Source organism: Prochlorococcus marinus XMU1405 (assembly GCF_017696275.1).
GTDB classification, from domain to species: Bacteria; Cyanobacteriota; Cyanobacteriia; order PCC-6307; family Cyanobiaceae; genus Prochlorococcus_A; species Prochlorococcus_A marinus_AB.
Window position 1 is genome coordinate 68,341 of record NZ_JAAORF010000003.1, and the last position, 13,365, is coordinate 81,705.

The window sequence follows — 13,365 nt, forward strand, 5'->3', positions numbered from 1 at the left end:
ATGATCAAACTTTTTAATACTTTAAGCAAAAAAGTTGAGGTTTTTAAGCCTATTGATGATGTAGTAAAAATTTATTGTTGTGGAGTAACTGTTTATGATTTATGTCATCTTGGTCATGCCAGAAGTTATATAGCTTGGGATGTATTGAGAAGATTTTTAATTTACAGTGATTTCAAAGTGAAGTATGTTCAAAATTTTACAGATATTGATGACAAGATCTTAAAAAGAGCGAAAGAAGAAAGCAGTTCAATGAAGGAAGTATCTGAAAAGAATATCATTGAATTTCATAAAGATATGGATTCTTTAGGAATAATGCGTCCGGATAGCATGCCAAGAGCAACGAATCATATATGCAATATCTGCTCCTTCATAACAATCCTTGAGGACAAAGGTTATGCATACTCTAGGGATGGAGACGTTTATTATTCTGTTTTCAAAAATAAAAATTATGGAAAGCTTAGTAATCAAAATTTACAAGAACAAAATATCAATCAACAAGGAAGAATGGTAAATGAGGAAAATAGTAAAAAACTTAATCCGCAAGATTTTGCGCTATGGAAAAAAGCCAAAGATGATGAACCATTTTTTGATTCGCCATGGGGTAAAGGTAGGCCAGGATGGCATATTGAATGTTCGGCGATGGTTAAAGATGAATTAGGAGATACTATCGATATCCATTTAGGTGGTTCCGATTTGATTTTTCCTCATCATGAGAATGAAATCGCCCAATCAGAAGCAGCCAATGGCAAAAAGCTAGCCAACTATTGGTTACACAATGGGATGGTCAATGTAAATGGACAAAAGATGAGTAAATCCCTTAAAAATTTTAAAACTATCAGAGAGCTAATTCAGTCAGGTATAAGCCCTATGACTTTGCGATATTTTGTTATGACTGTGAATTATAGAAAACCACTTGATTTTACTGAAGAAGCTTTAAGGAGTGCTTCAGAAGCTTGGAAAAATATTAATGTAGCCCTTTCTTTTATGGATCTTACAAAAGGTGTTTTTAGATCTATTGATAAAGATGAATCTATCGAAGAAGAATATAAAGAAAAAATAAGTTTTGAATTATCTCAAAAAAAGCTTAAATTTTCTGAGGCTCTTGGAAATGACCTCAATACAGCAGGCGCTATTGCAATTATTTACGATTTAGCGAAACCATTAAAAAACTTTTTAAACCAATTTCAAAGGGTTGAAGGTTTTAAAATAGACCTAAATCAAAAATTCTTTCTACTTGAAAATTTTAAAACTCTTGCAAAGTTGACTGAGGTACTTGGTCTTAAAAAAGAAGTTTTAGTAAAAGAAAGTAAAATAACAGAAGAAGAAATATCATCACTTATTAATGAAAGATTGAAAGCAAAAATGGAAAAGAATTATGCGAAGGCCGATGAAATAAGAAATTTGTTAAAAGAAAAAGGTATTGAACTTATTGATCAATCAAAGGAAATAACAACATGGATAAGGGTCTAAATTTTAAGAAAAAAACCAATTTGAAATTTTTGTTTTTTAAATACACCTTTAAATGGGAAGATATTAGAAATATCAGAGAAAATTGAAATACATTACTGTGCTCGGTTCTACTGGTTCAATAGGGACTCAAACTCTCGAAATAGCTAGTGAGCAGCCTGATAAGTTTAAAGCCGTAGCTCTTTCTGCAGGAAGAAATATTAATTTATTAACTGAACAAGTTAAAACACATAAACCAGAGGTAGTTGCAATTGAGGATGAAAGTCTTATAGAAGATTTAAAAGATAATATTAATAACTTAAATTTGGATGATGCTCCCTTGGTTTTAGGTGGAAAGCAGGGGATTAACGCAGTTGCAGCATGGGATAAAGCAGATACTGTAGTAACAGGGATAGTAGGCTGTGCAGGCTTAATTCCAACAATGTCAGCAATTAATGCTGGGAAAAATATTGCACTTGCTAACAAAGAAACTTTAATTGCGGCAGGACCAATTGTTATTCCTGCATTAAAAAAAAATAATAGTAGGCTTTTACCTGCTGATTCAGAACACTCTGCTATCTTTCAATGTTTACAAGGATTACCTAATTATGAAAATGCAGATTTTTCAACAGGAGAAATGCCTAAGGGTTTAAAAGCTATACATTTAACCGCTTCTGGTGGTGCTTTCAGAGATTGGGCAGTTGAGGATTTAAAGCATGTCACAGTGGAAGATGCGACTTCACATCCTAATTGGGATATGGGGAAAAAAATAACTGTAGATTCTGCAACTCTTATGAATAAAGGATTAGAAGTTATAGAAGCTCATTATTTATTTGGGACCTCTTACGAAAATATCGAAATAGTTATCCACCCTCAAAGTATTATTCATTCAATGATTGAGATGGAAGATTCTTCAGTATTAGCTCAATTAGGTTGGCCAGATATGAAACTACCCATTTTATACGCGATGAGTTGGCCTGAAAGATTTAAAACAAATTGGAAAAGATTAAACCTAAGTGAAATTGGAAAATTAACTTTTAAAGAACCAGACGAGTTTAAATATCCATGCATGGGACTTGCCTATGCTGCAGGGAAATCTTCTGGGACTATGCCTGCAGTCTTAAATGCTGCTAATGAAATGGCTGTTGAACAATTCCTTAAAGAAAAAATTTCTTTTCAAGAAATCCCAACATTTATAAGTAAAGCTTGTGAATCACATATGGAGAATTTGAATTTGAGTCCCGAATTGGAGGATATTCTTGAAGTAGACAATTGGGCAAGACTTTTTGTTGAGCAAGAAATTAAAAAAGGGAAAAAATACGTAAGTATTGGATAAAAGTGAATTTTAAAAGTCACCTAACTAACCATTTCTTAGGACTATTGGATGCTGAACTTACAAGCAAAGTCTTTCATTTTTAAACTTTATGCCACTCTAAATTCTCGTTTCATATTCATTTCAGGCAAGTCATTCATTGAATCTCTCCATTTCTGGGCCCATTCACTTTGACTATGTCTATAAATTCTAAATAGTTCATCTACAGAGGAATCATGATAATCAACTCTAAGGTCTAAAAGGGGAAAGCCTAGTTCTCCACTTACCTTTAGGGCGCTTGAGGTTGAACGGGGGCTTCGTCTATCTCCACCTATATTTTCTCCTGCATTAAGAGCATCAAGTAGTCTTTTCCCTAATTTAATATTTGGATCACTTTGGTTAAAAACATCAGCCATCTCCTCAAGAACTTCAATATTTTCTAGAAAATTGCCAGCTACAGAAAAGTTTTCTCCACTTATATGTCCGCTTGTCTGAAAACATTCTTGACCTGTCCAGCATGCGCTTCTCCCATACTTATCAATTAAGTGAACCTGTCTTTTTTCCCTGCCAAAATCTTCCTTAATTAAATCTTCCAAAACAATTTTGGAATCAGAGCAGGATTGGAGTGACTCAAGACTTCTTAATCCTAAATACGGATTAGTTTGACCTTGAGTTGCAACAGCACCAACCTGTGATCTAACGAATGAAACTGTTGAGCCAACAGCTATATGACAAGAAGAAACTGCAACACCAAATCTATTTTTTAAAGGATCAAAACCAATAATTGAAAATGTCATTTATATCATTAGAGGCTTGTCTAAAAAATTCTTATCAATGGAAAATATTGTATTTAATAAAACCTCAATACCATTAGCACATTGATCAAGAGAAGTATGTTCCTTGTAGGAATGACTCAGACCATTCCTGCTTGGGACGAAGATCATCACCATAGGACAGATCCTTCCTATTTCTTGTGAGTCATGACTTGCTTTGCTTGGTAAGATTCCAGTTTTAAATCCCAACTTTTCAGATTCATGAAATGAAGATCTCACTAATTTAGAGCATGACTTAGTGGGACTCACTTCAAATTGAGGTTCTATCTGTATCACGCATCCAGTAACTTCTTGAATTTCTGAACATAGATTCTCAATTCTTAAACTCATTTCCCCAATTACATCTTCATCCAAATCTCTCATGTCTATCGTGAATACTGCCTCTCCTGGAATAACATTTGCCGCATTGGGATGTAATTTCAATTTACCAACTGTTGCGACCGCACTTTCAGAAGTATTTTTAGCTATCTGTTCAATGCCAACAATAATTTTAGAGGCGGCCAAAAGTGCGTCCTTTCTATTTGACATCGGTGTGGTTCCAGCATGATTAGCCTGACCTGTAACCTTAACGGTTATTCTTTTTTGACCTACTATTCCATTAACAATTCCGATATCCAAACCACCATCTTCAAGGACCTTTCCCTGTTCAACATGTAATTCAAGAAAAGCGAATATATCTTTTTTAATTCTTACCGCACTTTTAATGTCAAGCCAATTTCCACCAATCCGAGAAAGATTATCAACTATTGAACGGGAATTACTTGTAATAAAATCTTCCTCGTTTAAAGATAAATTTCCTGTAAAGCCCTTACAGCCAATCATTGTCGATTCTTCATCAGCAAAGACAATTATTTCAAAGGGTCTATTTAATTTAATATCATTTTCCTGAAGGAAAAAAGCAATTTCAATTCCTGCAATCACTCCTAAAGTGCCGTCGTACTTACCTCCCTTTGGAACAGTGTCGAGATGAGATCCAGTAACAATGGGAGGCAAATTATTATCATGCCCATCTAATCTTGCAATAATATTTCCGGCAGTATCTATTCTTATTTTTAAACCTGAGTCCTTAAGGGTTTTCATAAAAAAATTTCTTGCATATATATCTTCATCAGAAAAACCTCTTCTTGAAACAGAACCATTCTCAGAAGCTCCGATTGAAGAAAAAGAATTTATCAAGTCTTGGATTCTCTCCCTATTTATTACCTGTGGCTCTAGGATTTTTAACCCAGCGCTATAACTCATACTTCTATTACTTAAACCTATTTAAGGTCTCTTATTTTTCAAATAAAACCTGTATTGGTTTACACCTTTTCAGAAATTAATTTAAGAAACGAATTCAAACTTTCCAGCCTAAATTATCAGCCATCTTTTGAGCCTTATCAGGGATATCCTCAATTATAAAAATCTTATATAAGATCTGAACGCTTAAAAGATGATTGATTATTGCATCCAATTGTACTTTTTCTGAGGCATCAAGCTCTGAACTAAAAAATTTATTCAGCAAATCATTTACTTCTGTTTCATCCAAGATTCCAAATTCTCTTATCCTCTTAGGACTTAAAAATTCATTCACTATTTCCTGCATAGAACTTAAATTATCTTTATCTGCATGGGAAGGGGGGGCCATGAAAGGAAATTTTTCACGTTTATATAGTGATTCAGGCAGCAATCCTGACATGGCTTCTCTTAAAACATACTTCTCGACATTGTCTTTAATCCTTAATTCAGGGGGGACAGCAACGGCAGCTTCAGCTAGGTGATGATCTAAAAATGCAGGTCTGGCTTCCATTGAATTTGACATGTCTACTCTATCTCCACCCCATGTGAGAATTTGGCCCTCAAGCATAGTCTTTATCCAAATGTACTGAGCCTGATCAATTGCGTATCTATTTTCTAACTGCTCAAGGTCAAGTTCTCCAAAAATTGCCGCCCCTGGATCATAAGTTTCCGTTATCTCTTTATATTTACTTGAGACTAAACTTTTCGCATAAGTTTCACATGCAAGCCAAGGTTGAAGGCAACTTGGCGTAAATCCTAAAAATTCCTTGAAAGATTTATTACTTATCTCTTCATTAGCTAGCATCGCGCCCTTGAAAATATTATTTGAATTTTCCAGATTTTCTTTAAGATTCTCAGATTCTGAATTAGAAATTCCGACCCCATAGGTATACATATCTTTTCTAAAAGCGGGATAGCCTCCAAACAATTCATCTGAGCCCTCTCCTGTCATAACGACCTTATAATCGAGCTCATTCACTCTTTTACTCATAAGGTACTTTGCAATTGCAAGGGTGTTATAAATAGATCTTTCAGTAAACCATAGAACCTTTTCAAAATTCCCATACAGATCATCTCCATTTATTTTTAAAATCTCATGATCTGCATTTGTGGCGACAGCCATCTCTTTTGCTATCGAAGTTTCATCATATCTTTCATCACTGAAACCAATAGTGAATGCCTTTACTGATTTTTGACTAATAGCAGAAGCCAATCCCAAAATTGAGCAACTATCAATTCCACCAGACAAATAACAGCCGACAGGAACATCAGCGACCATTCTTAATTCAACCGCTCTCAATAATTCTTTTCTAATATTTTCAATAAAATATTTTTCACTTTTATCTCTTTCATAAGTGTTTTTCTTAGGGAAATTTATATCCCAGAATTTTTCCTCTGTTATCTGAAATTTGTTATTTACTCTTTTGACCTTAAGGATATATCCGGGTTTAACTTGTTTAACACCGGCGAATGCTGTAGAGCCAGGTACCATTACCTGCATCAATTGATGAACCAGTCCTTCACCCGTAAATTTTCTTTCAACTGATGGATGGGCGAATAATACTTTTAATTCAGAGCCAAATATTAAGGAATCATCGGTCTCAATCCAGTATTGAGGTTTAATCCCAAAACGATCTCTTACAAGATAAAGACAATCCTGTTCTGCATCAAACAATGAAAAGGCAAATTCTCCTCGCAGATAAGATAATGATTCATCAATGCCATATTTCTCATAAAGCCTAAGCAATATTTCCGAATCGCTTTTTGAAGAAAAGCTTACTCCCTGTGCAACAAGATCAGCCCTGATTCTCTGAAAGTCATAAAATTCACCATTATGCGCCATCAGAATATGATTTTCGGCACCACCAACAAAAGGCTGTCTGGCTCGATTTTCATTTAAATCTATTATTGATAATCTCGCATGACAGAATCCTATAGAAGCATCATCTGATAATTTATATCCAAAACCGTCAGGTCCACGATGGCTTTGAATAGCCGCCATATTTACAAGAATCTGAGGTTCAACAGATTTATCTTTTGATTTATTAAAAACCCCGCCTATTCCACACATCTAGTTAAACGACATCCATCACTCTTGTTGTTCTATCCATCAGACAGGTAAGTAATGCCATTCTTACAAATACCGCTCCTCTTGACTGAGCAAAATACCAATTTTTTGAGGTCTGATCCAGTGATGTTGATAATTCAGGACCACGAGCGAGAGGATGCAATATTATGGAATCTTTTTTAAATGGCAACTCACTGTGCAATTTAAATGCACTTCCATGAACCTCATAATTATCTCCCACCCATGCAATTGCATTTATATAGGTAACGTCTAGGGAAGGCAATACTTTTTGCATATCCGTCTCCAGCTCAATCTTTAGATCAGATTCAATAAGTTGTTCTAACTGCCCTTCATCAAATAGATCTTTCTGATCAATAAATTTGTCATCGTAAATTACAATAATTTTTTTTATGAAATATGGGAACTTACAGAATAATTTTAGAAGAGATCTGACTGTTCTCATACGTGATGGAACTCCGATGATACCAATGGTTATTTTTTCACTATCATCAATAGATTTGTTAACGAGATAAGGTCTCCATTTAAAAATCGTATAAAGATCAGACATCGCCTGAGTGGGATGTTCATCGATTCCATTACCAGCATTTATTATTGGAATTCTCAAAGATTTTATCATTTCAAAGATCGCCTCATTGTCACTTTCTCTTAGGACAACGCAGTCACCGTAATTATTAAACATATGAGCAATATCCAAATGGGTTTCTCCCTTGGCAATTCCAGTAGAACTTTTATCGGTGATATTTATTGAGTCACCACCTAGTCTGTGCCATGCGCTGTCAAACGATAATCTTGTTCTGGTGCTTGGTTCATAGAAGGCATTTATGAGTATCTTTCCCTTGAGGGGACTATTATGGGAAATATATCTGTTTGGGTTACTTTCGAATTTTGCAGCCAGCCTGAAAAGTTGTAGAAGACAATCTTTACTGAAGGGGTCTATGGAAATTACATGCCTGTCCAATAACTCATATAGAAATTCCGCTCTTTCCTTTATTTCAGATAATAAATTCTGAGGATGAGTGGAGCCGTAAATATCAGGTCCGATTCTTGAAAAAGAAAATGATTTTTCCCTATGTAAGGTTCTTACTTTATATGATCCCAAAATATTAAAGTTCCAAAATTTGTGCCGGTAACTACATTTTTATAAACAAAAATCAATAAAAACAAGTAATTTCAAAGAAAAATTTCAAAAAAAGTCTAATCATTTTCAGTTTCTGTATAGCACTAATACAGGAAATAATTAATTCAACTCAGAATTTAACAGCAATAGTGAATGCTTTACCCTCTGAAAAAGAAGTTTTAACGGGTGCTTGTGTTATGCCCTAGAATTGCCTTAATGGCAGTATGGCAATGTGATTTAAAAATGACAAAATGGGTAAATAAACACCTTCTACTATGCGCAACACCCACAAAACAGAAATGCTTTAAAGGCACTGAAGGTCAAAAAACATGGGAATGTCTGAAAAAGACTTTAAAAAAATTTGAGAATGATCCCTCTACAAAAAACGTTCATATCTTAAGATCAAAAGCTGACTGTTTAAGGGTATGTAAGAACGGCCCAATTCTTCTTATTTGGCCTGATGGTATTTGGTATGAGAAAGTTTCTCCAGAAAAAATTTCTGAAATTTTTACCTCACATATTATTAATGGTAAGCCAATAGAAAAATGGATTTTCAAAAAAACACCATTTTTAAATAGTCCTAGATACTCATAAACCAGTTCTTTACGACTTCGTCTGACCAGCAGCCATTAATCGAATGAAAACCATTATGACCTCCTTTTTCAGTTATAAAAATAGTAAATTTATCAATAGATTCTTTTCTTAAATTCAAAGTTTCCTTATATGGAACCCAGGGATCATCCTTGGCATGAATAAAAAGCATTGGAGGTAATTTTTTAATTGAGTTTTGGATTCTAAATATTGGAGAAGCTTTAATATAATAATCTTCTAAAGAATTAAATCCCCAACTAGGAGCTGTAAATTTCTGATCAAATTCTCTTATACTTTTTAAATTTCTAATTTTTATTCTTAATTTCTCGTTATCGAGGAGTTTGCCTTCATCATTAAATCCATCCCATAACTGATTTTTTAAGCGGTGAAGTAACCATTTCTGGTAGATAGAATTTCTAGGTTTTTCAATACAGAGACTGCATGAAGATAAATCTAAAGGGGTACTCACGCAGGCAAGGCCATCTAAAAGTTTTTCTCCTTTGTTTTTATCGTAATCTAGGCAGGCATTTAAAAGAATTGTTCCACCTAAAGATAATCCAACTCCGTAAATTGGAAGATTATTATTCTTTTTCATAAGATCTTTGAACTCTAAATTAATCAATTTTTTAAAATAATTAATTGCTGAAATAACATCACTGGAACATTTAGCACAATAATTTCCTTTAGCTAAATATCTCGCTGATCCAGATCCTCTTAGATTTAATTTAAGAACTCCAAAACCATTATTTGCTAATTTCCTAGATATTCTTCTTAAACCAAACCGTTTAGTTGAGCCCCCTAAACCATGTGTAACGATTACAAAACCCCTAAGTGATTTTAAATTTTCAGGTAATTCTAAAAAACCTAAAAGATAATCACATTCAAATTTTTTAGAAAGAATTTTATTAATCGGAAAGAATATTTTTTTATTTTTTTTTGATTTACCAAAATCAATAACAAAAGTATCTCTCAAAGTTTGTAAGTCGCCACCTATCCAAGGTAAGACTTCTCGAAATGGCCTATTTTTTACGTAATCTGAAAAACTAAAAGATATACTATTATTTCTCCCCAACTCCAAGATCCTTTAATTCTCCTATCAAATCATTAAGTACCTTTTTTGCATCACCAAAGACCATTGAGGTATTAGGCAGATCAAATAAATCATTTTTTATTCCGGAGTAACCTGCACTCATACCACGCTTAATTACAAATACCGTTCTTGCTTCCTGCACATCAAGAACTGGCATGCCATATAAAGGAGAAGAGCTATCATTTTTTGCTTGAGGATTAACCACATCATTTGCTCCTAAAACTAAAACAACATCTGTTGCTGGAAAATCAGGATTTACAACGTCCATCTCTTTAAGTTGTTCGTAAGGAACATCTGCTTCTGCTAAAAGTACATTCATATGTCCAGGCATCCTCCCTGCGACAGGATGAATTGCGTAAACAACTTCAATACCATTTTGCTCTAGTTTTTTTGTCACTTCCCTTAATGTATGTTGGGCTTGAGCTACTGCCAGACCATAACCAGGAACAATAATTACCTTGTTGGCTGCTTCTAAAGTCAATGCACATTCTTCAACACTGCAAGAAGTTATATTTGTATATTCTCCTGAACCAGAAGAGGCTGTACTTTGTGCAGATAAAGAACCTCCAAAAAGAACTGAGACCAATGATCTATTCATACCCTTGCACATTACTTGAGTAAGTATTAGACCTGCCGCTCCAACCATTGCCCCTGCTACTATCAAAAGCTGACTATCTACAACGAAGCCTGCTGCTGCTGCTGCAATCCCTGAATAGCTATTTAATAAAGATATAACGACTGGCATATCCGCTCCACCAATTGGCAAAGTAACTCCAATACCTAATAAAGAAGAAACTATAACTAAAAGCCAAATAGAACTTGTATTACCGTTTATCAAATCAAAAAAGGCTATCAAGGAAGCAACTGCAAAAACAATATTTACAAAATGTCTAACTTTGCTCTGAGTCCATCCTGGAGTTGACAACCAACCCTGTAACTTTGCCATCGCCACAATTGAACCTGTGAAAGTTATGGCACCAACAAATATAGAAACAGATATTGAAACTTCGTTAATCAGTGACTTAAAAAAATCAAGATTTTTTACACTATTAGAAATAGGGAAAATAGCTACTCCTAAGGCCACCAAAAGTGATGACATTCCTCCACAACCATTGAACAATGCCACTGTTTCAGGCATGGAGGTCATAGGTACTTTTTTTGCAAGAATTGCTCCGAAAAAACTACCTATGATTGATCCAATTATTATCCAAATCCAAGACTGAATAGCAATTCCAGAAGTGCCTAGATAATAAGAAAGTAATCCTACTACTGATAGCGACATTGCAAATGCAGCTAATCTATTGGCGTCCCTTGCTGATTTTACTTTTGATAATCCTTTTATTCCCAAAGCCAGTAAAAGTACTGCTAGAAGGTCAATAACGAACTTAATAATTACAGGTAGATTCATTTTAAAAATTACTTCTTATTTGATGGTTTACGACTAAACATCGCGAGCATTCGATCAGTTACAAAGAAACCGCCTACAACGTTAAAAAGAGCAAATCCAAGAGAAACTGAACCAATGATTAAAAGTGGTACGTTACCTTCTGCTTTTACAATTAAAGTCAAGGCTGCAAGCATTGTTATTCCCGAAATTGCATTTGCTCCACTCATTAGAGGTGTGTGAAGAGTAGGAGGAACTTTTCCAATTAACTCCAGGCCTAATAAACTACCAAGTAATAGAACCCAAAGAAGACTTATAAAAGACATAATTTTAAAACCTCAATTTTCAAAAACTTTATTTTGAAGAACAACTCCTTCATCGCTTAATAAACATCCAGAAATGAGTTCATCCTCTTTATCTAATTTAATTAGACCATCTTTTATAAATGGTGTAATCAAAGATGTTAAGTTCTTAGCATAAAGTGAACTTGCATCATAAGGAACTGAAGAGGGTAATTCCCCCGCTCCTATAAGTTTTACCCCATCTTTGATAATAGTTTCATTTGATTTTGTTCCTTCGCAGTTCCCTCCCTGAACAACTGCTAAATCAATAACTACTGCTCCAGGCCTCATTTTTTTAATCATGGGTGAGTCTATTAAAACAGGGGCCTTTTTACCTAGAACTTGCGCAGTACATATAGCAACATCAGCTTCAGATAAATATTTAGTTAAAGTTGCCTTCTGTTTTGAGAGGAATTCGGGTGTTACAGCTTTTGCATAACCTCCTGCCTCTCCTGGCTTTTCCTCAACTTCAGGAAGTTCTATAAATCTTGCTCCGAGGGACTCTACTTGTTCTTTAACAGCAGGTCTAATATCAGATACAAATACTATTGCTCCAAGTCTTTTTGCTGTCGCAACTGCCTGTAATCCTGCAACGCCTCCACCAAGAACCACTACTTTGGCAGGTTGGACTGTCCCAGCTGCAGTCATAAGCATTGGGAAATATCTATCTAACTCACTTGCAGCCAAAAGGACTGCTTTATATCCAGCAATATTGGCCTGTGAAGAGAGAACATCAGAAGATTGAGCTCTACTAATCCTCGGAAGCAACTCTAGTGATAAAGCTGAAATCTTATTACTATTTATAATCCTTAGAAGCTCCTTATTACCATATGGGTTAAGAAGACCGAGAAGAACAGCGCCTTTCTTTAACTTAGTTAAATTATCCTCTGATGGAGTTTGAACACAAAATATTAAGTCCGCTTCACCCCAAATTTTTTGATCTAAGTTGTTTATTATTGTTCCGCCAGATTCTTCGTATGATAAGTCACTAAATCCTGATAATTTCCCTGCTGAACTTTCAATATAAACATCACATCCAAGGCTTTTTAATTTCTTTACCGCTTCTGGTGTAGCTGAAACTCTCCTTTCACCAGAGCTTGTTTCAGAAGGAATAAGTATCTTTGTCAATTTATTTATTTTTTTAACATACTAAATATAAATTGAAGAAAGTCAAAAGTCTTGGATTTTTGTTAAAAATATATTTTCTTTTCTATAAAAAATAGCTATCTAGAATATATAAGTACTAAATAATCCAATGAGTATAAAAGCAATCGAATGTCCTGATGGAGTGTGCCACAGTCATCATGGTGGTCATGCTGTTCCAAGGCAAGCTATGCAAAAAAATCTAGAAAAGCATGGAAAAGACTGGTGCGAGAAATTAGCAGAGAGAATTTATGAAATGTCAGTTGATACTTATTCACAGACAGTCATGCCCAGCCTCCACTCCGCAGGTTGGCAAAGAAGACATTTAGATTGGGAATTTAAGCTGGCAGAAAATGATTCTGAACCTGATGAAGCTCTTGTTGAAGGAATTATTAATGCCACAGAAAGCTTTCTAAGGAGCAGCGAGGTTCATCGATTATTTATTCAAGAATTAGTTCAGGGGACATTCGAGGAAGCAAATGATAAAAAAATAATTTCTAAAGCAATAAAATCTATCATTGAAGAAGAAATTGTTAGTTCACTAAGAGAAAAGAAAGAAACTCTTTTAAAGAAAATATCCGCAAAATTAATATCAGAAGAAAAAGTTAGCGAGGAACTTGCAATAAATTCAGCTAAAGAGGGTTTTGAGGAAGTTGAAAGACTACTTGCAAATCACAGCGAGGCAGTCTAACTCTATTTCTTTATATTTTCTTTATAATTCACCCAAAAATTAGCTCAAAT

General features: G+C 34.6%; 12 protein-coding genes. 4 read left to right on the forward strand and 8 right to left on the reverse strand.

Annotation, left to right across the window (positions count from 1 at the left end):
• A complete protein-coding gene (gene cysS / locus HA148_RS06385; RefSeq protein ID WP_209131200.1) occupies positions 1-1,470 on the forward strand; it encodes a cysteine--tRNA ligase in 1,470 nt (489 codons plus the stop codon).
• 82 nt (positions 1,471-1,552) lie between these two features.
• Positions 1,553-2,782 (forward strand): 1-deoxy-D-xylulose-5-phosphate reductoisomerase, encoded by a 1,230-nt coding sequence (locus tag HA148_RS06390; RefSeq protein ID WP_209131202.1) that lies wholly within the window; start codon positions 1,553-1,555, stop codon positions 2,780-2,782.
• Positions 2,783-2,868: 86 nt separating this feature from the next.
• Here HA148_RS06390 and HA148_RS06395 read toward each other — a convergent pair whose 3' ends face one another.
• The 4 genes from HA148_RS06395 to HA148_RS06410 all read right to left on the reverse strand — a co-directional run bounded on the left by HA148_RS06395 (position 2,869) and on the right by HA148_RS06410 (position 8,057).
• A complete protein-coding gene (locus HA148_RS06395) occupies positions 2,869-3,555 on the reverse strand; it encodes a DUF1028 domain-containing protein (RefSeq protein ID WP_209131204.1) in 687 nt (228 codons plus the stop codon).
• Positions 3,556-4,833, reverse strand: a complete 1,278-nt coding sequence (locus HA148_RS06400; RefSeq protein WP_209131206.1) for a Zn-dependent hydrolase — start codon at positions 4,831-4,833, stop codon at positions 3,556-3,558.
• Between the two features lie 94 nt (positions 4,834-4,927).
• A complete protein-coding gene (asnB, locus tag HA148_RS06405) occupies positions 4,928-6,940 on the reverse strand; it encodes an asparagine synthase (glutamine-hydrolyzing) (RefSeq protein WP_209131208.1) in 2,013 nt (670 codons plus the stop codon).
• A gap of 4 nt (positions 6,941-6,944) precedes the next feature.
• Positions 6,945-8,057: an aspartate/ornithine carbamoyltransferase family protein gene (locus HA148_RS06410; RefSeq protein WP_245152036.1), complete on the reverse strand. Its 1,113-nt coding sequence runs from the start codon at positions 8,055-8,057 to the stop codon at positions 6,945-6,947.
• A 261-nt stretch (positions 8,058-8,318) separates the two neighbouring features.
• On the opposite strand from HA148_RS06410, the gene HA148_RS06415 reads away from it, so the two are divergent.
• A complete protein-coding gene (locus tag HA148_RS06415; RefSeq protein ID WP_209132196.1) occupies positions 8,319-8,669 on the forward strand; it encodes a (2Fe-2S) ferredoxin domain-containing protein in 351 nt (116 codons plus the stop codon).
• Here the strand turns inward: HA148_RS06415 and HA148_RS06420 are convergent.
• From HA148_RS06420 to HA148_RS06435, 4 genes are read right to left on the reverse strand one after another with little or no spacing between them, the layout of a single operon-like run.
• Positions 8,656-9,744 (reverse strand): YheT family hydrolase, encoded by a 1,089-nt coding sequence (locus tag HA148_RS06420; protein WP_209131210.1) that lies wholly within the window; start codon positions 9,742-9,744, stop codon positions 8,656-8,658. The genes HA148_RS06415 and HA148_RS06420 overlap by 14 nt on opposite strands.
• Positions 9,725-11,164, reverse strand: coding sequence for an NAD(P)(+) transhydrogenase (Re/Si-specific) subunit beta (locus HA148_RS06425; RefSeq protein ID WP_209131212.1), 1,440 nt, complete (start codon positions 11,162-11,164; stop codon positions 9,725-9,727). The genes HA148_RS06420 and HA148_RS06425 overlap by 20 nt, the downstream gene beginning before the upstream one ends.
• Before the next feature lie 8 nt (positions 11,165-11,172).
• Positions 11,173-11,466 carry an NAD(P) transhydrogenase subunit alpha gene (locus HA148_RS06430; RefSeq protein WP_011863273.1) on the reverse strand — a complete coding sequence of 98 codons (294 nt, stop codon included), beginning with the start codon at positions 11,464-11,466 and terminating at the stop codon, positions 11,173-11,175.
• A gap of 12 nt (positions 11,467-11,478) precedes the next feature.
• Positions 11,479-12,609: a Re/Si-specific NAD(P)(+) transhydrogenase subunit alpha gene (locus tag HA148_RS06435; protein WP_209131214.1), complete on the reverse strand. Its 1,131-nt coding sequence runs from the start codon at positions 12,607-12,609 to the stop codon at positions 11,479-11,481.
• Between the two features lie 127 nt (positions 12,610-12,736).
• Here HA148_RS06435 and HA148_RS06440 point away from each other — a divergent pair, with 127 nt between their 5' ends.
• Positions 12,737-13,315: a hypothetical protein gene (locus tag HA148_RS06440; RefSeq protein WP_025894761.1), complete on the forward strand. Its 579-nt coding sequence runs from the start codon at positions 12,737-12,739 to the stop codon at positions 13,313-13,315.
• Positions 13,316-13,365 lie beyond the last annotated feature (50 nt).

Coding starts and splice junctions, on each gene's coding strand:
- HA148_RS06400 (WP_209131206.1), bottom strand. CDS start 4,833: ATGAGTTATAGCGCTGGGTTAAAAATCCTAGAGCCACAGGTAATAAAT.
- HA148_RS06415 (WP_209132196.1), top strand. CDS start 8,319: ATGACAAAATGGGTAAATAAACACCTTCTACTATGCGCAACACCCACA.
- cysS (WP_209131200.1), top strand. CDS start 1: ATGATCAAACTTTTTAATACTTTAAGCAAAAAAGTTGAGGTTTTTAAG.
- HA148_RS06425 (WP_209131212.1), bottom strand. CDS start 11,164: ATGAATCTACCTGTAATTATTAAGTTCGTTATTGACCTTCTAGCAGTA.
- HA148_RS06430 (WP_011863273.1), bottom strand. CDS start 11,466: ATGTCTTTTATAAGTCTTCTTTGGGTTCTATTACTTGGTAGTTTATTA.
- HA148_RS06440 (WP_025894761.1), top strand. CDS start 12,737: ATGAGTATAAAAGCAATCGAATGTCCTGATGGAGTGTGCCACAGTCAT.
- HA148_RS06395 (WP_209131204.1), bottom strand. CDS start 3,555: ATGACATTTTCAATTATTGGTTTTGATCCTTTAAAAAATAGATTTGGT.
- asnB (WP_209131208.1), bottom strand. CDS start 6,940: ATGTGTGGAATAGGCGGGGTTTTTAATAAATCAAAAGATAAATCTGTT.